Source organism: Aggregatimonas sangjinii, assembly GCF_005943945.1.
Taxonomy (GTDB): Bacteria; Bacteroidota; Bacteroidia; order Flavobacteriales; family Flavobacteriaceae; genus Pelagihabitans; species Pelagihabitans sangjinii.
In genome coordinates this window covers 3,129,332-3,149,814 of the sequence record NZ_CP040710.1, presented here as the reverse complement: position 1 = coordinate 3,149,814, position 20,483 = coordinate 3,129,332, and the positions used below count along the sequence as shown (strand labels likewise).

Sequence of the window (20,483 nt, the reverse complement as noted above, 5' to 3'; positions counted from 1 at the left end):
GTTTTTTGACGCTGAATGTAATTTTGATGGTAATGGATAAGAACCCACATGATTAGCGCAGGATTTTGGTCAAGATACCTAGTGCCCCTCGAATAAAGGTTGCACTTGTCAATACCTTTATCAACGGATTTTGAGCGGTGCTTCTACGTCTTGTGGAGGTTTTTCTACGGGATGTTGTTTTTTCTTTTTCTTTGGCTGCTACGGCTTCGGCTTTTTCTATCTTTTCGTTCAGCATTTCATAAGCACTTTCGCGATCAATGACCTCACCGTATTTTTTGACGAGTTTGGAGTTGCCGATCACATCCTCAAGTTCGTCGTCAGTTAGGACATCCATACGGCTCATGGGCGCTCTCAGCAAAGTGGCTGCTAATGGGGTCGGGCGTCCTTTTTCATCCAAAGCCGAAATCAAGGCTTCCCCGATACCCAATGAGGTAAGCACTTCCTTGGTATCATAAAATTCGGATTCCGGGTAGTTTTCTGCAGTCAATTTTATGGCTTTTCGGTCCCTAGCGGTAAATGCTCGAAGGGCATGCTGTACCTTAAGTCCCAATTGTGATAGTACCGCATTGGGCACATCGGTCGGGTTTTGGGTCACGAAATAGAGTCCGATGCCCTTGGAACGAATTAGCTTTACAATATTTTCGATTTGATCCAACAGCGCCTTTGAAGCTTCGTTAAAAATAAGATGCGCTTCATCTAGGAACAAGATCAATTCCGGTCTATCGCTGTCACCTTGTTCCGGAAAGGTATCGTAGATTTCCGCAAGAAGGCTTAACATGAAAGTGGAAAAAAGCTTAGGTCGATCTTGAATGTCAGTTAAGCGCAGGATGTTGATATACCCGCGCCCCTTATCGTCTACCCGCGTTAAATCGTCTACTTCAAAAGATTTCTCACCGAAAAAAAGGTCCGCGCCCTGCTGTTCCAATTCGATGATTTTCCGCAAAATGGTACCGGTAGAGCTGGTACTGATACGGCCGTAGCTTTTGGTAAACTCGGCTTTGCCCGTTCCTGTCGCATATTGAAGTACTTTTTTAAAATCCTTAAGGTCTAATAATGGTAATTTGTTATCATCGCAGTATTTGAAGACTACCGCTACGATACCTGATTGGGTTTCGGAAAGGTCTAGGATTCGTGATAATAAAACCGGTCCGAACTCGGAAACCGTAGCGCGTAATTTTACGCCATCTTGCTCTGAAAGGGAAAGAATCTCGACCGGAAAACTTTTTGCTTCAAATGGAAATCCGATTTTTGAATGGCGTTCATCGATTTTAGGGTGTCCCGGACTCGGTTGTGCGATACCACTTAAGTCTCCCTTTAAGTCCATTAACAACACCGGTATTCCTTTATCGGAAAGATTTTCGGCAAGCACTTGCAAGGTCTTGGTTTTTCCAGTGCCCGTGGCTCCGGCGATGAGTCCGTGTCGGTTCAGTGTTTTGAGCGGTATTTTTACGAAGGCATTGGTAACGGCTTCGCCATCAAGCATTGCGGCGCCCATGTTTATAAAATCGCCTTTGGTGGTGTACCCTTTTTCAATATGCTTCTTAAAATCTTCACTACTGCTCATCGGAATGGAATTTAGCGCTAAAAATAGTCAATTTCCAGGTCTCTAAGAACAAGGATTATGCGTTTAGTTGCGCGCAACACGGAATTTGATCTAAAGGAATGGTCATACATGAAAAAATTGAATTTTTCGCTAAACTAGATAGTATCTGCTTGTAAACGAGCTGTTTTCGTCAACACCAGGCACATTTTTGCGCATATCGGAATTTGATGCCCGTAATTTTGAATTTAACAGTGCACGAGGCGTATCTTTGCCGAATGTTAAAAACAACTTCGTTGGACAAAGTAGATGCAGGTACGATGCTTCCGTTAATGGAGGAATTTTATACCATTCAGGGAGAAGGCTTCCATAAGGGGACCGCGGCCTATTTTATTCGCGTAGGTGGATGCGATGTGGGTTGCCATTGGTGTGATGTAAAAGAAAGCTGGAACGCGGAAACCCATCCGCCTACGGCCATTGAACATATTGTCGAGAATGCCGCGAAATATTCCGATACCATCGTGGTAACAGGTGGGGAACCGCTGACATGGAATATGTTACCCTTGACACAAGCCTTAAAAGCAAAAAATCTAAAGACCCATATCGAAACGTCCGGGGCTTACACACTCTCTGGTTTATGGGATTGGATTTGCCTGTCTCCGAAAAAAAATAAATTACCCGAAGGTAAAATATATGACGAAGCCCATGAGCTGAAAGTCATTGTCTACAACAAGCATGATTTTATATTCGCAGAGGAGCAAGCTGCTGTGACCAATGAGAATTGTATTTTATACCTCCAGCCCGAATGGAGCGTTCGGGAAAAAGTGACACCGCTCATCGTTGATTATGTGATGCAGAATCCCAAATGGAAGGTTTCGTTGCAGACTCATAAGTATTTGAACATACCGTAAGGAAGTTCAATTTCAAGTCTAAGGCTATTCAATTTTTGGCGTACGTTTTAAAGGATTAAGCAACTAGCCTTGTCTTTACTCTCCGACATTCGCTTCATATAGGAACCGCTAGCCATGCAACGCTAAATTCAGCCGGATTTATTCTTCGCATCGTAACTTATGAAGGTAGATTTCAATCTGTTTCCATTCTTCTTTAAAAATGTGTTGCATTCGGGAATATAGGAAACCGTGATAACCTTGACTTAGAAAATTACGTTTCGCGTTCTTTTTTACAATCGATGTGATAAGCCATTCTTCGTCAAATCCGTCCCAGACGCCCGCGACGCTCAACACATTCTGGTAAAGTACAGGAAAAACCTCTTTTTTATCGATTTCCCTTACTTCTTTGTAGGAAAACGGACTCTCATAAATACGTTTGGCGAGTTCTGCGAAGAAGTCGGGTTGCAATTCTGTATCCAAATACAGTTCGGATAGGGCTATCCAAAGTTGTTGTTTGTTTTTGATACTTCTGCCTTCAGTCATAAACAGATGCGGCTATAAACCAGAATAAATTTGAATGTCGCCATATTGATACTCCCGATAGGCGCAATAATCAAGCAGAGCGAGGGCCTATCGCCCGCCATTCGCACGGAGGTCCAATATACATTCCGCATCCAAAGGTGGAATGTCTACATTGCCTTTGGCGGCATTATTTTCAAGCATAAGAAGTACGCTCTTGCCATTGAGGTTGCAGTTACTTTTGAGGCCGTCCTTGGCTACCGAGCTAAGGTCGTTTTTTCCACTACTTCGGGTAAATTGAAGCTCGGCACGCATCAAGCAACCTTCTACATTGCAATGGTTGAGCGCTTCGCTGTCCTCATGGTCGTTAACCGGGGCACTACCGATATTGACCAAGCCGAACAGATGTCCGAATTCGTGGTTCAAAGTCGAGAGTTCTACATCGGCCGTAGATATCAGGTTGCTAAATGACGCTAGCCTTCGCACGGTACTTTCATATATGACCATTGAAGTGTTGCGATATACCGCACCAAGAGTAACCAAGTCGTCTTCCTCATCATCCTCATCGGATGGTGCATCGGCGAAATAGATGTAAATCGCCAAGGTATCGTCATCATTATATGCCGTTCGGTTCTCGGCTTCCAAATCTGCAATATCCTGCAGCTCGAGACTCTCCTTTTCCGAGGAAGGGAGCGGTCTATAAATAACCTCAATATTTTCTTTAAACGTATGTCGTTTCAGATAGTCGACAAAGTCGGTCATGGCACTTGTGGTAGGTCTAAAGCCTTCCACATAAGCGATTTCGATAAGTAAATTTTCGAATTCGTTGTTCGATAGGATATCATTGGCAGATGATCCTGTAGCCTGTAGGTTGGCCGACTTGTCGACGTTTCTAGGCTGCTCTGTGGGGGAATCGTCTGATTTTTTACAACTGGTGGCCGCAAGAAGAAGTAATGTCAACAAAAAGAAACCGATATTTTTCATAGCTACTCATTTTCAAGTGTTACAAGATAACGCAAAAAACATGCCGACTAGTGCTGTAACACTTCCAATCTTGCCAAATAGTCGTAATGTTCGCCCTCACATATCAATTCGCAAGCTAAATTTTGTCCCTGTGCTATTCGAGATAAGGTATCGAAATCTGCGTACAACCAAGAAAAAGGAGCACTTTGTTCCCCTTTGTAGCTCATTGTAAATTCAACTTCGCCATAATAGTTTTCAAAGGTATCAAGCGATGCGTTATAACCTTTGCCGCTATTTTCCTCGTCCTCGAACATATAAATGATGTCGCTGCTATCGACCAAGATCTGCCCACTGGGTTGAAGCAGTTTGGTAAGACCGGAAAGAAAATCACCTAGATGGGTTATCGAACCCGCCAATCCGATACCGTTCATCAGCAACAAAAGTGTATCGAATTTTTCTCCCTCAAAAGCCTCAATCGTTGTATGCCGGATATTTTCGACACCTCTCAAACGGCAGGTGGCGATGGCACCCTTCGAAGCGTCCAATGCAGTAACTTCGAGGCCTTTTTCTTGCAGGTAGAGGCTGTGGCTTCCGGAGCCTGCGCCAATATCCAAAACGTTACCACGACATAATTTCAAGGCCTTTTGTTCCAGCACGGGCATTTCATCGAAAACCCGAAAAAGATAAGGCAAGGGAATGACATCATCTTCATCCAACGAGGAGAAGGTCTTGATGTCTTCGGTATACTTTCCATGTTGGTAATCCAAAAGGGCCTTTCCCCATACATCTGAAGCCATACAATTTTTACTTTGGTTGTAAAAGTGGCATTTTTGCCTCAGAAATAAAATTAAAATCATTTCATCGACCGTTGTGCCGATGTTTTAAATAAAGTCTATGGACGATAGCTTGCGTGAACTCCCCGAAAGGGCCAAGGAAAAATACATAGAAAACAAAAAGTTCTTTGCCAAGCTCAAAAAGAGGCCGCCCAAGAATTTAGATTATGTCATGCAAGAGCTGCACGATGCCGAGTTCGAGCGTACCGATTGCCTGGAATGTGCCAACTGCTGTAAGACCACAGGCCCGCTTTTTACCAATGCCGATATCGAACGTATTGCGAAACACTTTCGGCTGAAACCGCAGCGCTTTATTGAAACTTATCTTCGGCTAGACGAAGAGAACGATTATGTGCTACAGGAAGTACCTTGTGCTTTTTTGGGAGCGGATAATCATTGTGCTATCTACGATGTTCGGCCCAAGGCATGCCGGGAGTTCCCCCATACCGACCGAAAGAAGTTTCACCAAATAAGTCATCTTACGCTAAAGAATGTCGTGATTTGTCCGGCCGCTTTCCGTATTGTCGAAGAGATGAAAAAACGTGTGGGAGTGAAATAGTTTGCGGTTCGCAGTCGCAGTATGTAGTTCTGAGTTTTAAATGCGCTGTGAACAGTTGTGTACCGAATTAAAGTTGCCCAATTCGCCGTCCACCGCGAACTGCTCACTGCTTTTTTAATTCGTATCTTTATTCCCATGGAAACGCTGTTAAACTACTTCGAAAACATACCTTCCTTACACCGTTCGATTCTACTGGTCGGGGGGATAACTTTTTTCTGGCTCTTGGAAGGAATATTACCTTTGGTCAGTTTCAACTACAAAAAGTGGAAGCATGCCATGCCCAACCTCTTTTTTACCGCCACTACGATTTTGGTGAATTTACCGTTGGCATTTGTGCTATTGAAAACATCGGATTGGACCGCCGCCAATAATTTCGGTATTATCAATTGGTTGCCCGAAATGCCGTTGTGGGCCTATGTGATCATCGGTCTGTTATTACTAGACTTTATTGGGGCCTACCTTGCCCATTTAACCGAACATAAGATAAAACCTTTATGGATGGTGCATCTGGTGCACCATACCGATCACAATGTCGATACGACCACCGCCAATAGGCACCACCCTTTGGAAAGTATGATCCGATATACCTTTACCTTGGTCGGGGTGTTTCTTGTGGGCGCGCCCATGGGAGTGGTCATGTTGTATCAGTCGCTATCGTTGGTGCTTTCGCAATTTAACCATGCCAATATCAAATTGCCACGAAAGTTGGACAAGGCCATTAGCTATATTCTCGTTTCTCCTGATATGCATAAAGTACACCACCATTACAAACTGCCCTACACTGACTCTAATTATGGCAATATCTTTTCCCTGTGGGACAGACTCTGCGGCACGTATATGGAGTATGATCGTGACAAAATTGTGTACGGTGTCGATACTTTTTTCGACGAAACGGAGAATGGGAAAATTCAAGTCCTCCTCAAACAGCCATTTCATAAATATCGGAAGCCGACGACCGCCTCGGAATAATATGCATTTCGGAAGAAGTAGCTTTAAAGTTGAGGGCTGTGGTCTGATTTGATAACCTTAAGCTACTTTTGAGAGTTTCCGTAAACGCGCGCTATAATTTTCTCGACCTTTTCTTTCATGCACTAGGGTGGCACCCTTGGTTCGATTTCAACCCGTCCGTTCGATATACCGTTATTGGCTATTTGTCGAGTCTATTTTTTACCAAAGCGATTTGTCCCATATGATTGGCCGAGTGCTCCATAACATGATACCACGCCCAATGGTAGTTCATATCTTCGTCTACGTTGGAAGCAAACCAGGCATCATCTTTTGTTTTGAGTCCGGCTAGGGTTTTCTCCCGAACCTCCTCCCATAAATCCAAGTAATGCTGTATGGGTTTCCCTTTCAACTTTTCTTTTGACTCCTCGTTCAGTCCGGCACCAATTCCGAAACGCGCTTTTTCCTCATCCGACCATTGCCGTTCTTCCAATGTTTCTATTTGAAAATATGCTTCTGTGGACACCAAATGCATTAGAAGCGACCCGATGCTGTTCGCATCCTTGTCGAAAACAAAATCGGTTTGTGCTTGGTCTAAATCCTTTACCTCGGCGGTTATCCTACTCTTGAGGTCCTCGAGCATATAAACCATTAATCCTATTTGAGGGGAATATCCCTCAACCGGTTTCATTTCATACTGTGCGTTCATCGCTAAAAGCGAGAAACAAAAAGTCACAAACACTGCGTTTTTCTTTAGAGAATTCATAAGAATATTGTTAAAGTGAAAGAAGACAAGTTGAAAACGTTTTTATAAACGCAATAACAGTAGCCATTGCACGCCCTCTTCATCAGCTGTTATCGATATTATCGATTTTTTTTAGGATTCTTTCCCAAAAGGCAGATTTTAACGTAATGTTCAGAATCGTCATGTCTGGTGGGGAATCCTCTCTAACGGGCGAATTTTAAAGGACATGATTAGTGTGCGCTAGGGAGTATTCAAGATTCAGCGAAAGGATGCCCATACTTTTCCGAGGCTGTAAAATCACTCAGGATATAACAAATACTTCTCCCGAATTTGTTTAAAACGGTCGATACCCGCCTGCCAAGAGGCCTTGATTTCGGCTTCCGACAGCCCAGCTTCAATTTGCTGCTGTAATTTTTCGGTACCCGCGTGTTTGGTGAATCCTTCGGTCAAAAAAACCCTTTTTTTATCGGTTGCATTCCGGTAGGCATCCAAAAGCCATTGCAGCGAAACTTCGCTTATCGCGGGAAATTCCGAAAGATCTTTCCCGTAGCAGACAACACCATCGTGTTTGGGGTATTTCGACCCGAAATTGGGTTTAGGGATATATTCGAATACATAGTTCTCTTTGTTTAAAAAAGGAGCCCCGTACCGTTGAAATTGGAATTCCGTACCCCGTCCGGCATTGATATCCGTTCCTTCAAAAAGACCAAGGCTGGGATACAAATTTATGGCCAGATCATTGGGTAAATTGGGCGAAGGGCGTATCGGAAGACTATAGTGGCTTTTATGGTCCCAATGCGCTAAAGGAATGACGGTTAAATCGGCCTTGCCTTTTTCCGACAACCATCCTTCTTCATTGATCATGGTAGCGTATTCGCCTATGGTCATCCCGTACACCAATGGGATTTCGGTCATGCCCAAAAAGCTCGTATGCTCGGGTTCCATAGTCGGGCCATCAACATAACGGGCATTCGGGTTGGGGCGGTCCAACACGATGATAGGAATATTGTTTTCCGCACAAGCTTCCATCACCAATTGCAGGGTGGCAATATAGGTGTAGAAGCGCACGCCCACATCCTGAATATCAAAAAGTACCATATCTACATCCTGTAGTTGGGATGCGGTGGGTTTTCTGTTTTTACCATGAAGGGAAATGAGCGCCAGCCCCGTTTTGGTATCCACGTCATCTTTCACTTTTTCACCTGCGTCGAACTTCCCACGAAATCCGTGTTCCGGGGCGAACACTTTTTTAATGTCGATTTGCAGGGCCAACAGTGAATCGATTAAATGGGTATAGCCGATGTTATTTTCATCGCTCGCATTTTCATTTATATTTTTAAAGATTACACTGGTCTGATTGGCCACCACCCCCACTCTTTTCCCTTCTAACAAGGGCAAGTATTCAGCCGTACGGTTGGCCGCCACGGTAATCGGCTTTACGGAATCGATTGGAACGGCGCTTGGAACCGTTTCGTTTAGTACGGTCTGACCTTTTGGTTGGTTTCCGCATGCCGACATCCATAAAACCCACAATAAAAATGTACTTTTGAACATGGACAGAAACCCCATAGATTGAATTTTGAATTTTACATCGCCAAGCGACTGATTACGGGCAAGGAGGACAAAATTAGCGTTTCCGCCCCAATTATAAAAATAGCGATCGCCGCGATCGCCCTGAGCATTATCATGATGTTGATCGCGCTCTCGACAGGGGTCGGTCTTAAGATGAAGATCAGGGAAAAGATCGCTGCATTCAACGGGCACATCCAAATTTCCAATTACGACAACAATACTTCCGAAGTCTCGGTAACGCCGGTCAGCACTGTTCAGGATTTCTATCCGGAATTTAAGGATGTGGACGGAATTTCCCATGTACAGGCGGTAGCTAGTAAAGGAGGTATCATCCGCACCAAGGAAACTTTTGAAGGTTTTATCGCAAAGGGGGTAGGGCCCGATTATGTATGGGATGCATTCGAAGAATATTTGGTGGCGGGCCGTTTACCCGATTATACCGGTGCACTTAATGAAGAGGTGTTGTTGTCCGCTTTAATGGCTAACCGGCTTGGTTTAAAGGTTGGGGATGACTTTTTTGCGATTTTTCCGAAGGAGACAGACCCGTTGAACCAACCCAATCAACGCAAATTCATGGTCGTTGGAATTTACGACAGCGGCTTTGAGGAGTTGGATGGCAAGTACCTGTTTTGCGATATTCGGCATATTCAGCGCATGAACAAATGGAAGGCCACTGAAGTAGGCAATTTTGAGGTCTTCCTGAACGACTTTGACGACGTTGATGCGAAGAGCGAGGAAATTTATGGGAAAACCTTATCCAACTTAGATACTAAAAGCCTGAAGCAAGGTTATTTTCAAATTTTCGAATGGATTCGACTTTTCGATTTCAATATTGCGCTGATCATTGGTATTATGATTATCGTCGGGGGCATTAATATGATCACCGCCCTATTAGTGCTTATTCTGGAGCGCACTCCCATGATTGGTATTCTCAAAGCTTTGGGGTCCGCCAACTGGAGTATTCGAAAAGTATTTTTATACAATGCAGCCTATTTGATCGGCATCGGGCTTTTTTGGGGTAATTTGATCGGTTTAGGAATACTACTCCTGCAACAGAAGTTCCGTTGGGCAACTTTCCCGAATCCTGAGGAATATTATATCGATTACATTCCAGTGCATCTTGATGTGCTGACCGTTGTATTGCTGAATATCGGGGTGATGGTACTCTGCCTTTTGATGTTGTTGATTCCCTCGCATATCATTACCAAGATTTCGCCGGTCAAGGCAATTGAGTTTGAGTAAGCCGTCTTCGGATGTTTCAAAATAGTTTTTTAGAATATTTTATAAAACATATAGGTGTTATGACGAAAGTAATTTCACTGATTTCAATAGTGAGCCTTATATTTATAACTTCGATAAGTTGTCAATCGGAAAATAAAAATGATTTGCAACCGGAGTACACACGATTTGTAGGCGATATATCCCCAGATTCGATTTTGGATGCCTCAGATTTTAAAGTTTGTAATGAGGAGAAGCATATTTTTCAATATTTCAACACAGGAGACGGGTTCAAATACAAGGGCGAAAAACCCGCATTGGTTTCAAAAATCAAGAACAACTTCAAACCTATCGCGGGGAGTGACTATCAAAACGGGTATATACGAATTAGATTTATCATAAATTGCAAGGGAGAATCAGGTAGGTATAGCGTTTTATCGTCGGACTTCAGCTATGAGCCAAAAAAGTTTGACCAAGTTATTGTAAATCAGTTGCTGACATTGGTCGAAGAGCTGGACGGATGGGAAACGATTTCTAAAAATGGTACTTCCTTAGACTACTACATGTATCTTATTTTCAAGATAGAAAATGGACGTATAATCGAAATTTTACCATGAAATACGTTATAGCGATATACCTATTATTACCAATACTATCATTGGCCCAACCAAATTGCGAGGCTTACAAATATGATGGTAAAATGTCGCTTTATAGCGCATGTAAAAAGGCCGAAGAGTCACAAAACTACTATCAGTTCACTAGAGAATACCAAGAGATATTAGACGAAGCACTGAAAATAGATTCTTCTTATGCCTATGCTTATCAGGCAAAAGGATATGCGTATTTGAAAAGTGGGGATTTCGTAACATGGAATAAATTATTAGGTAAGGCAATCAAGTACAACGAGGTTCAGCATTTGGGGTATAGGGGCTGGTGTCGCTATCAATTTTTTAGGGATTACAAGGGTGCTATTGCCGATATTGAACGTTTGGAAGAAATTTCCAAGTGGGATATTGGCGTTGGTCAAAATGGAGATTACCACTTAATTATTGCAAAGGCCCTTTGTTACAAAGGTTTAGGTCATAAGGCAAAGGCAATTGAGATAATTGAGCAACAATTAAAGCTAGAAGATCATTATGTTGGCCTGTACGATTATTTACATCTCGGTGTACTTTACCTTGAAAGCCAAAAATATGATAGGGCAATTGAAGCCTTTAAGATTCAGAAAAAAGAAAACACATTGGCTGATAATGAATTTTACATGGCAATGGCGTATAAAGCATTGAATGATATCCCTAGCTATAGAAGACATCTTCAGGAATCACATGATTTATATCAAAATAGCCGTCATATGTTCGATCCGTATACACATCAGATGGATAGGGTGTTTTTAAGCGATATAGAGGCCGAAATGCAAGATGATAGCTTCGGGGGTACTCCAATAAATCATTAAAAAAGTCTGATAATGCGGTTGTGATTCTAGGAAAATTAATCTGCTCATATCGGTTGTAACTACCTATCAAAGGCATCAACCATTTGGTGACTACCAAAAATCCTACGAACACCTAAAACTTTTGGCGGTGGAATATCCTAAAGTCCATCTCAAATCAATAGTTTTGCACTAATGGACTACGCAGCGAACATACTCGAAACGATAGGGAAAACGCCCTTGATTAAGATGAACAAGCTCACCGCCGAATTACCCTGTTTGGTATTGGCAAAATACGAGACCTTTAACCCAGGAAACTCGGTAAAGGATCGTATGGCGCTTCAAATTGTCGAGGATGCCGAAGCCGCGGGAATTCTTAAGCCAGGGTATACGATTATCGAAGGTACCTCTGGCAATACCGGAATGGGCCTGGCCCTGGCAGCGACTGTTAAAGGTTATAAACTCATATGCGTTTTGAGTGATAAACAGTCCAAGGAAAAGATGGATATCCTACGGGCTATGGGTAGCGAGGTACATGTATGCCCGACCGATGTAGCTCCCGAAGATCCGAGAAGCTACTATTCCACCGCCAAGCGTTTGGCCAAGGAAATCCCGAGCTCATGGTACGTCAACCAATACGATAACCCGTCTAACTGCCGCGCACACTTTTTAAGTACCGGTCCTGAAATTTGGGAACAGACCGATGGTAAGATAACTCACTTCGTCGTCGGTGTAGGTACGGGGGGTACGATTTCTGGTGTGGGTTCGTATCTCAAAATGAAAAACCCCGATGTTAAGGTTTGGGGGGTAGACACCTATGGCTCCGTTTTTAAAAAATATCACGAAACAGGTATTTTCGATGAGAATGAAATCTATCCGTATGTGACCGAAGGTATCGGAGAAGATATCTTGCCGAAGAATGTACGTTTCGAGATTATCGATGGGTTCACGAAAGTGACCGATAAGGATGCCGCCATATATACACAACGCCTGGCCAAGGAAGAAGCTATGTTCTTGGGGAATTCAGCTGGGGCTGCCATTAAAGGCCTGCTGCAGTTAAAAGAGCATTTTTCCAAAGAAGATGTGGTCGTTGTCCTATTTCATGACCACGGTAGCCGTTATGTGGGCAAGATGTTCAACGACGATTGGATGCGTGAAAAAGGCTATTTGGAATAGTTTTGTATCTTGGATAAAAAATTGCAAATGACCCGTCGCTACGCTACAAACTTCTTCATTAGGGCTTGCCTTTTAATTTTTTTGGTTGCCACAGTGTTGACCTGTAAAAAGGATGATGGGCCGCGCATTGATGATGAGGTCATCGATAGGACGGGGACTACAACCCTGCCGCTATTTACCATAAGCACGAACGCCGAAATCGTTGATGAGCCCAAAGTAGATGGGCGGCTAACGCTTTCCGATTCCACAGGAGTACTGTATGAAGGAAATATAGCCATCGAAAAACGAGGGGCATCTTCCCAAGCCTTTTTTGAAAAACAGCAGTACGGCTTTGAGACCCGAGATGCCGCCAACGCCGATTTGGACGTCTCGCTACTGTCCTATCCAGAGGAAGAAGACTGGATACTCAACGGACCGTATAGCGATAAATCATTGGTTAGAAATCATTTGATTTACAATTTGGCGCGGGATATGGGCCACTATGCGAGCCGGACCGAATTGGTAGAGCTTACCCTAAACGGTAGCTTTGCCGGTCTATACGTTTTCATGGAAAAACTAAAGCGGGACAAGGGTCGAATCGACATTAGCAAACTAAACCCCGAGGACATCGAAGGGGAGGAGCTCACAGGAGGATATATTATTAAAATAGATAAGGCCGAAGGTTCCGATAGCGGGGGCTACTCGCTCCAGAATTCATTTGTATCGAATGTGCCGCCGATCGGTTCCAATCAAAACCAAAGTATTCGGTTTCTTTTCGATTACCCGGATGCCTCCGATATCGTTCCTGAACACCGAACCTATATTCAGGACTATATCGCCAGTTTCGAAAGTGCCTTGGCTTCCGCTTTTTTTGCCGATCCCGTATCTGGTTATGCCAATTATATTGATGTAGATAGTTTTATCGATTTTTTCATATTAAATGAACTATCCAACAATGTAGACGGGTATCGACTAAGTACTTTTTTGCATAAGGATAAGGGTGAAAAGTTGAAGGCGGGTCCCATCTGGGATTTCAATCTCGCTTTCGGAAATGCCGACTATTGCAGCGGAGGAGAAGTCAATGTTTGGGCGTATCGATTTAACGAGCGTTGCCCTGACGATTTTTGGCAAGTACCTTTTTGGTGGGACCGATTGCTGCAGGACCCGGCCTATGTCGCAAAACTAAAGGAACGATGGAATACGCTTCGGGGCGGTGTTCTTTCCAATAACGAGATTCAGGAAAAAATCGATTCTTATGTTGCCTTGATGCAAGAAACGAAAGCCATTGAGAATAACTTCAAGCGCTGGGATGTTTTAGGTATTTACATCTGGCCCAATAATTTTGTCGGTAACAACTATATCGAGGAAGTGAATTATCTTAGAAGTTGGATAGAGAATAGACTATCCTGGTTGGATACTGAAATCAGTGCCTTATAAACGACAGTTTAGCTAGAGGACTATACTTACTAGAAAATGTAATTCGGTCACTACGATTTTCAAATACGCCGTCTACTAGAATAATGGTGTACAGAACATTCTGGCAATTATCCTCAGTCTGAACGCGCTTCAAAGGCCACGAGGGTAGATACTCTATATATCTTATAATTTGGTTTTATCATCAGCATGAAGACTTATTTGAAATTTAGATAGGTCCGTCAGCTATCCGCGAGATGCAAAGAGATTATAGTACTTCATACCTTTTGGATTTCAAAAAGCGTTGGTATCTGAGAATTTCACTGAGGCCGAAGAGTATTACTTTACATAAATTAATGCTGATAGCATTATTGATTTCAATTTGCTGAATGAATTGTCGAGCAAGGTAAAAGGATATTACATTAGCCGTACAACCATAATGATAAAATGACGAATTAATGGGCGGTCTCGTCTGGCATTTAAATTTGGCTCCCGGTAGCGTGAATAACTGTGGAGGCTTAGAAACCAAATTGTAAGCGTATAAATTTAAAAAACTTCGGGTGGAAACCCTTTTCATATATCTCTTGAAGGGGTAGTTTATTAAAGAATCTATAATATGTAATTGAACTTGTACAACGGTGGAATGTTTTTACGCGCTGATTTACTTTCAAATACGGCTATCCAAATCAAAATTGAGAATGCATCGAAACAATCAAGTTAAGCGAAACCGCAAGTAATTATGTAAAGCGACGGTCGATTTTGGTTTTTCTTTATGGCCGAATTATTTTGTTGTATTACCTAGGACAAAGAAGTGAACTATCTAGGAAAATAGCTGGAGAAAAGACCGTCGTGGTTAGATGTTGCTTTTAAGGTGATTAAGACATTTCAAAGCGAACAGACGACTTCACGTTTCAGCTATATTATTGTTGTAAAAGTTAATATTTTCAATATATTCGAACTAAAATTGTTTTCCAAAATCTTTCAGCCATCATTTTCTTTGGTAGCTCTATTTCACCGTACCGTCCTTCGACAGTTAAAAATTTCTTTTATTCCGATAAACAAAGGGAGTGCATTCGAGTATATTTAGGATAAAAAAAGTTGCATGAATAATATAAAATACGGAAATAGAGCTTTAAGAGCAATTTTAGTCTTGATTAGCTGTTTTTTATCAATAACTTCTTGTTCAAATTCTGATTTATCGGAAAAGGAGTTGGAAGATAGTACTACTGACTTGGGGCAAGAACCTGAAATTGGGGAAGAAAATGTTCTTCTCCCACTTCCAATTGTTTCGATCAATACGAATGGTGTGCAAATAGTAGATGAACCAAAAATCGATGGAAATATCAGCATAGTCGTCGACGAAAAGATAATGCTTGAAGGCAATATTGCCATTGAATTACGTGGTTCTTCATCACAAGATTTTCCAAAAAAATCATACTTATTCGAGACTAGGGATGCCTCCAATCAGGACTTAGATGTTAGTTTTTTGGATTTTCCCGAAGAAGAAGATTGGATTTTGTACGGGCCGTATATTGATAAGACGCTTTTGCGCAACCATTTGATTTACAATTTAGCAAGGGATATGGGAGTCTATGCCAGTAGATCTAGGCTGGTCGAACTTAACATGAATGGTTCGTACGCTGGTTTGTATGTTTTAATGGAAAAATTAAAGCGGGATAAAAATAGAATAGACATTAGTAAGTTAAACCCGGATGAGATTATGGGAGATGATCTCACCGGCGGCTATATCATTAAGATTGATAAATCTCTTGAAGGTTATACCGTTAGTAATTCTTTTGAATCGAACGCCTCGATATCTGGTGACAAAACGAAATTTTTATACGAGTATCCAGATCCGGAAGATATTGTTCAAGAGCAGAGAGATTATATCAAAAATTATTTTTTAGAATTTGAACGAGTTTTAGCTTCTGAAAATTTTACAGATTTAGAGGTAGGATATGAGGCGTATATCGATACCGATAGTTTTATCGATTTCTTTCTTTTAAATGAATTTTCTGGCAATACGGATGCTTTTAGAATCAGTACTTTTTTACATAAAGACAAAGGTGGTAAATTAACTGCTGGACCCATATGGGATTTTAATTTGTCTTTCGGTAACGGTAATAGCTTCGACAAATGGTGTTATAAATTTAATGAGCAAAACGCTTCTGCAACCTTAAAAGTGCCATTTTGGTGGAAACGTTTGTTGCAGGATCCACGATATGTAAGTAAACTAAAGAATCGTTGGGGAATTTTGCGCTCGAATTTATTATCATTTAGTCAATTGGAAAACCGTATTGATTCTTACATTGAACAGATGCGATCAGGTAAGACCATAGACAAAAATTTCGAGCGATGGCCCATTCTAGATGTCGTGGTATGGCCAGGGCTTCAGCCTAGGACAACTTATAACGAAGAAATTATACATATGATTAATTGGATTGATCAAAGACTTCTGTGGATGGATGGAGAAATCAATAGCTTGTAGATACCTTAAATTTTGAGAACTCTAAGGTCAGGGATTTTTCATATATGGGTGTTTTTTTTCGTTTAAGTAATTCCTAGATTAGTAGTCCAGTAATATAGAAAACTTGTAAGGTCGATTTTCAGTTTTATGTTACATCTCGAATTTATTTATCGATTTATATATCATGGTTACTCTTAAATATGGACGGGCCGAAGCAACAGTAATTTCCGGCGAATTAACTGCTTATAAGGTTGATGATCACGAATATATCCACCAAAAAGGGAGTCCCGGATGGCGTAATTCCGACACCGAAATGTTTCCTATCATCGGGCCTACGGCAGATGCGGGATACCAAGTACAGACTCCTAGAGACGTAGCGATTCAGGACCAACACGGATTACTTCGGGAAATGAAATATGATTTGGTCTCCCATACCGCGGTGAAAGCTTTGTTCATTAAAAGATATATAGCCAATACCAGAATAGCGAATTCGAAATATCCCGATAAGTCGTCTAAAGAAATGCTTTTTTGGCCGTATGATTTTGCATTTTCGAAGCGGTATCAATTAACGGATGAAGGACTGGAAATCGGATTTCACATTGCCGCGCCTCGGGACAGTCCCTTTATGTTAGGGTACCATCCCGCTTTCAAATTGCATAGCGACAACCCGGTGGTAGTCGCTAATAAAAAAACCATCACTTTAGACGAGATTCTTGCTGTGGGGAGCCGCGCATACCAAGTTGCTAATTGTGAGAAAATCATACTAAAAGACGTAGGGGAATTGCAGATACGAACAGAAGGCTTCGGGCATTTTATGCTTTGGACGGAAGTCCCCAATATGCTCTGCATAGAACCGATAACTTTTTATCCGTATGCTGTGCCCCAGACGAATTTGCATGAAGGGTTTCAATTTACAAAGGAAGCGCCGGTAGAATTCAAAGTTATTCTTTCTACTACGCCTAATTAAGTGCTATCGCCTAGAAATAACCTTGAGCGCGGCATTGATCGCACCAGCTTTTCAATGAAAGTACAAGACCAGCTCAATAATTCCATTCCATATGTACAGCAGTTCTATACACCCGAGAGTGTAACCGCTGAATGGTAGACCGGCTTGGATTCTGCTGCCGTTGGGCCAATGGGCCCCTACCCAGACGGATTGCAAATGAAAGTCCGAAAACGATTGCTAGGCAATCCTCTAGACCATAGCGCATATTTCGGGAAAACGGAACGATTAGGAATTATTACCGTTGTAAAACTTTTTGTCCCTTACGGCATAGGCATCGTTCAACACCGCGATTAAAATATCGTTGTTTACTTCTTCCAGGCTCTTGTAGCGTAGCGATTTCATTACTTTCCGCCCTTTGGTATGCATCAGTTCCAAATGCACGCTGAGGTGGGCGGCATTCCAAAACCCTATATCTACATAGTCCTGCGATTGGTTCAGATAGCAAAATGGTCGTCCGTCGATGTAGTAAAAGGGAATACGGTATTTGTATTTGAGGTCAACGCCGGGTACGGTGAGTTCGATGACCGATTGCAGGTGTAGGAGTATGCTACGAAAGGGTTCAGGTTGGTTGAGAATGTAGTTTTCGGCCGGATTCATAAAAATACGGTTTCTGAAATAGGGGCATGTAGTTCGCCAGTGCCATTCAAATATATATTTTTGCACACGTATTTCAAAACAGCCCTCAATGCCAGAAAATGTAGTATTTGCCCGATGGAAGCACCTAATCAACTTGTTGATGGTACTATCCGGTGTGGGCTTTCTGAGTGCCCAAGATGGGAATGTAAACGATTATATTTTTGAGAATAGTAAGAGCCTCTCCGAATTATGGGAGCTGGACGAAGCGCATCAAAGTGGTACTTTTCTTATCTCGTCGTACAAGCCCATCTATTTTACCATCGCAAAGTACTCTTCGGATACCAATAAAAATCCGATCAGCGAGCGTAGCGAGGCTATGCTTCCCGAACCAATCGGACTGAACACCTTGGAATCGAAGTTTCAGATAAGCCTGAAGACCAAAATCTTTCACAATGTGTTTTGGGGAAAGGGAGATTTGTGGGCGGCCTATACGCAACGGGCACATTGGCAAATTTATAATGATGCGCTTTCCAGACCATTTCGGGAATTGAACTACGAGCCTGAAATCATCGTTAATTTTCCTGTGAGGTATTCCTTTTTGGGATGGACGGGAAGAATGCTCGGTGCCGCTTTCGTACACGAATCGAACGGGAGGTCCGAACCCCTTTCCCGAAGTTGGAACCGGATGGTTTTTCATGCCGGTTTTGAAAATGGCGATTGGCAAGTAATGCTCCGGCCGTGGTTCAGGATTCCTGCCGGAAAGGACGATAACGAGGATATCATGGATTTTATCGGTAGGGGCGAGGCCTCTGTCATTTATGACTTGGGGGGACAGCGTTTCCGGGCGACGGTACGGCACTCGCTGCGTTTTGGCGATAAGAGCAAGGGAAGCGTTCAGCTCGATTGGTCGTTCCCGATAGTAAAAAACTTTAGCGGGCACATCCAATTTTTTGACGGCTACGGCGAAACCTTGATCGACTACAACCACCGGCAAACGACTATCGGTATAGGAGTCTCTTTGATCAATTGAAATTACCTTCTATCCTGATGTTTTTTAGTATGTCCAGTTAGACCAGATGATTAACCTTCAATTTGATGCTCGATCCTGAAACTACCTCCGACAAGTGCCATTGTCATTTTTTCAGTACTTTAGGTAGCTTAATCACTACCAAGATGAAAAAATCGACTTCCCTACTACTTACGCTTTTCACATTTGCCTTTATGATTGGTCAAGAACACAGCCATACCGGAGCGTCGGCAATGACGTATCCGAATATCGAGGGCTATGTGACCTTGAAAACCGATTTGCACATGCATTCCGTTTTTTCGGATGGCAACGTCTGGCCCACTATTCGTGTTCAAGAGGCCTTACGCGAAGATTTGGATGCGATTTCGCTGACGGAACATTTGGAATACCAACCCCATTCTGAAGATATCCCGCATCCGGACCGAAATCGGGCGTTTGATCTTGCCTTAGCGGAAGCGGCGGAGCACGAGCTACTTATCGTACCTGGTTCGGAGATTACCAGATCGGCACCAGTAGGCCATAGCAATGCCATTTTTATTACGGACGCCAATACGCTCATGGAAAGCGAGGCGGAAAAAGCCTTTACCGCGGCCAAAAAACAGGGCGCCTTTGTGTTTTGGAACCATCCGGCCTGGTATCGACAGAGTCCGACCGGGAATCCCATTCTAAGCGATTTTCAAAAGAAACGGATTGCAAACGGTGAACTGCACGGCATTGAGGTCATCAATTCAATGGACTATGCCGAAGAAAGTCTTGCGCTGGCCTTGGAACAAAACCTGACGATAATGGGTACCAGCGATGTACACGGACTCATAGATTGGGACTATACCGAAAAAGGGAATCACCGACCGATAACCTTGGTCTTTGCCAAGGATAAAACGTTGGAAAGTCTCAAGGAAGCCTTATTTGCCGGACGTACCGTTGCCGTTTATAACGATTTGCTGGTGGGAAAGGCAGAGTACCTCAAACCTTTGCTGGAGCAATGTATAAAGGTCAATGCGGTCGCTTATGAAATGGATACCCTGGTCTTACGCGTAGAATTGGAAAATGTATCGAGCAGCGATTTGCTCTTTGAAAATGCCATGTCATATACTTTTTACAGCAAACCTCCGATTTTTACCATTGCAGCCGGACAAACGGAAACCTTACAAATAAAAACCCTTGAAAAAGTATCAAATATCGATTTGAAGTTAAAGGCATTGGGAGCGTTTACCGCACCGAAGGAGCAGCCGATTGTGGAATGGAATATAGTGGTGGAGTAGGGGGAGAGGGTGTTGCGTGGTTCGGATTGGTTTTTACTGTTATTGGTTTGTTCAGAGTTCAGAGTTATGGGTTAATAGTCAGGAGTCAAGAGACAAGAGACAAGAGAAGAGGGGACGAACGACCAATTCGGTTGGAACTGTGTCCATTTTTTTAAAAACCAAAGTAGAAGTCCCAAACTTTTTCCACTACTTGAACTGGGAACACTTTCTGAGCTCCCCTCCTCACTCAATACATCCATCGAAGCTCATCCCAATTTCATATTTTCCCAACTTCCAACTTCCAACTTCCCACATCCCACATCCCACATCCCACATCCCACTTCCAGCTTCCGACTTCCGACTTCGGACTTCCAACTCCAAACTT

The 20,483-nt window shown here is 42.8% G+C and carries 19 protein-coding genes; 12 read left to right on the top strand and 7 right to left on the bottom strand.

Annotated elements, in window-relative coordinates:
* Nucleotides 1-52: 52 nt before the first annotated feature.
* Nucleotides 53-1,564 (bottom strand): helicase HerA-like domain-containing protein, encoded by a 1,512-nt coding sequence (locus tag FGM00_RS13120; RefSeq protein WP_138853350.1) that lies wholly within the window; start codon nucleotides 1,562-1,564, stop codon nucleotides 53-55.
* Between the two features lie 254 nt (nucleotides 1,565-1,818).
* On the opposite strand from FGM00_RS13120, the gene FGM00_RS13115 reads away from it, so the two are divergent.
* Complete coding sequence (locus tag FGM00_RS13115; RefSeq protein WP_138853349.1) at nucleotides 1,819-2,451, top strand: 7-carboxy-7-deazaguanine synthase QueE; 633 nt, start codon at nucleotides 1,819-1,821, stop codon at nucleotides 2,449-2,451.
* A gap of 138 nt (nucleotides 2,452-2,589) precedes the next feature.
* Here the strand turns inward: FGM00_RS13115 and FGM00_RS13110 are convergent, their stop codons facing one another.
* The 3 genes from FGM00_RS13110 to FGM00_RS13100 form a co-directional block, all read right to left on the bottom strand.
* The gene (locus FGM00_RS13110) at nucleotides 2,590-2,973 is read right to left on the bottom strand and encodes a DUF7079 family protein (RefSeq protein ID WP_138853348.1); all 384 of its coding nucleotides are present in this window, start codon (nucleotides 2,971-2,973) and stop codon (nucleotides 2,590-2,592) included.
* Between the two features lie 87 nt (nucleotides 2,974-3,060).
* Nucleotides 3,061-3,933 (bottom strand): hypothetical protein, encoded by an 873-nt coding sequence (locus FGM00_RS13105; RefSeq protein WP_138853347.1) that lies wholly within the window; start codon nucleotides 3,931-3,933, stop codon nucleotides 3,061-3,063.
* 47 nt (nucleotides 3,934-3,980) lie between these two features.
* On the bottom strand, nucleotides 3,981-4,709 hold the full coding sequence (locus tag FGM00_RS13100) for a class I SAM-dependent methyltransferase (protein WP_138853346.1): 729 nt from the start codon (nucleotides 4,707-4,709) through the stop codon (nucleotides 3,981-3,983).
* Nucleotides 4,710-4,806: 97 nt separating this feature from the next.
* Between FGM00_RS13100 and FGM00_RS13095 the strand changes: the two genes are divergently transcribed.
* Nucleotides 4,807-5,304, top strand: a complete 498-nt coding sequence (locus FGM00_RS13095) for a YkgJ family cysteine cluster protein (protein ID WP_138853345.1) — start codon at nucleotides 4,807-4,809, stop codon at nucleotides 5,302-5,304.
* A gap of 135 nt (nucleotides 5,305-5,439) precedes the next feature.
* Nucleotides 5,440-6,273, top strand: a complete 834-nt coding sequence (locus tag FGM00_RS13090) for a sterol desaturase family protein (protein WP_138853344.1) — start codon at nucleotides 5,440-5,442, stop codon at nucleotides 6,271-6,273.
* A gap of 178 nt (nucleotides 6,274-6,451) precedes the next feature.
* Here the strand turns inward: FGM00_RS13090 and FGM00_RS13085 are convergent, their stop codons facing one another.
* Together FGM00_RS13085 and FGM00_RS13080 are read right to left on the bottom strand one after the other, a co-directional pair.
* Entirely contained in the window at nucleotides 6,452-7,015 is a 564-nt protein-coding gene (locus tag FGM00_RS13085) for a DinB family protein (RefSeq protein WP_138853343.1), read from the bottom strand.
* A 276-nt stretch (nucleotides 7,016-7,291) separates the two neighbouring features.
* On the bottom strand, nucleotides 7,292-8,563 hold the full coding sequence (locus FGM00_RS13080) for an exo-beta-N-acetylmuramidase NamZ family protein (protein WP_138853342.1): 1,272 nt from the start codon (nucleotides 8,561-8,563) through the stop codon (nucleotides 7,292-7,294).
* A 3-nt stretch (nucleotides 8,564-8,566) separates the two neighbouring features.
* Here FGM00_RS13080 and FGM00_RS13075 point away from each other — a divergent pair, with 3 nt between their 5' ends.
* The 7 genes from FGM00_RS13075 (at nucleotide 8,567) to FGM00_RS13045 (ending at nucleotide 17,215) form a co-directional block, all read left to right on the top strand.
* Nucleotides 8,567-9,808 carry an ABC transporter permease gene (locus FGM00_RS13075; protein WP_138853341.1) on the top strand — a complete coding sequence of 414 codons (1,242 nt, stop codon included), beginning with the start codon at nucleotides 8,567-8,569 and terminating at the stop codon, nucleotides 9,806-9,808.
* Between the two features lie 59 nt (nucleotides 9,809-9,867).
* Nucleotides 9,868-10,401 carry a hypothetical protein gene (locus tag FGM00_RS13070; protein WP_138853340.1) on the top strand — a complete coding sequence of 178 codons (534 nt, stop codon included), beginning with the start codon at nucleotides 9,868-9,870 and terminating at the stop codon, nucleotides 10,399-10,401.
* Nucleotides 10,398-11,237 carry a tetratricopeptide repeat protein gene (locus tag FGM00_RS13065; protein ID WP_138853339.1) on the top strand — a complete coding sequence of 280 codons (840 nt, stop codon included), beginning with the start codon at nucleotides 10,398-10,400 and terminating at the stop codon, nucleotides 11,235-11,237. Before FGM00_RS13070 ends, FGM00_RS13065 begins: the two co-directional genes overlap by 4 nt.
* 171 nt (nucleotides 11,238-11,408) lie before the next feature.
* Nucleotides 11,409-12,389, top strand: a complete 981-nt coding sequence (locus FGM00_RS13060) for a PLP-dependent cysteine synthase family protein (protein ID WP_138853338.1) — start codon at nucleotides 11,409-11,411, stop codon at nucleotides 12,387-12,389.
* Between the two features lie 27 nt (nucleotides 12,390-12,416).
* On the top strand, nucleotides 12,417-13,805 hold the full coding sequence (locus FGM00_RS13055) for a CotH kinase family protein (protein WP_138853337.1): 1,389 nt from the start codon (nucleotides 12,417-12,419) through the stop codon (nucleotides 13,803-13,805).
* Nucleotides 13,806-14,883: 1,078 nt separating this feature from the next.
* Nucleotides 14,884-16,269, top strand: a complete 1,386-nt coding sequence (locus FGM00_RS13050) for a CotH kinase family protein (protein WP_138853336.1) — start codon at nucleotides 14,884-14,886, stop codon at nucleotides 16,267-16,269.
* 163 nt (nucleotides 16,270-16,432) lie between these two features.
* A complete protein-coding gene (locus FGM00_RS13045) occupies nucleotides 16,433-17,215 on the top strand; it encodes an aldose epimerase family protein (protein WP_138853335.1) in 783 nt (260 codons plus the stop codon).
* A 264-nt stretch (nucleotides 17,216-17,479) separates the two neighbouring features.
* Here the strand turns inward: FGM00_RS13045 and FGM00_RS13040 are convergent, their stop codons facing one another.
* Nucleotides 17,480-17,851 carry a DUF1801 domain-containing protein gene (locus FGM00_RS13040; protein WP_138853334.1) on the bottom strand — a complete coding sequence of 124 codons (372 nt, stop codon included), beginning with the start codon at nucleotides 17,849-17,851 and terminating at the stop codon, nucleotides 17,480-17,482.
* 88 nt (nucleotides 17,852-17,939) lie between these two features.
* Between FGM00_RS13040 and FGM00_RS13035 the strand changes: the two genes are divergently transcribed.
* The gene (locus FGM00_RS13035) at nucleotides 17,940-18,860 is read left to right on the top strand and encodes a phospholipase A (protein WP_175416225.1); all 921 of its coding nucleotides are present in this window, start codon (nucleotides 17,940-17,942) and stop codon (nucleotides 18,858-18,860) included.
* 143 nt (nucleotides 18,861-19,003) lie between these two features.
* Nucleotides 19,004-20,119, top strand: a complete 1,116-nt coding sequence (locus FGM00_RS13030) for an Sb-PDE family phosphodiesterase (RefSeq protein ID WP_138853333.1) — start codon at nucleotides 19,004-19,006, stop codon at nucleotides 20,117-20,119.
* The last annotated feature ends 364 nt before the right edge of the window (nucleotides 20,120-20,483 follow it).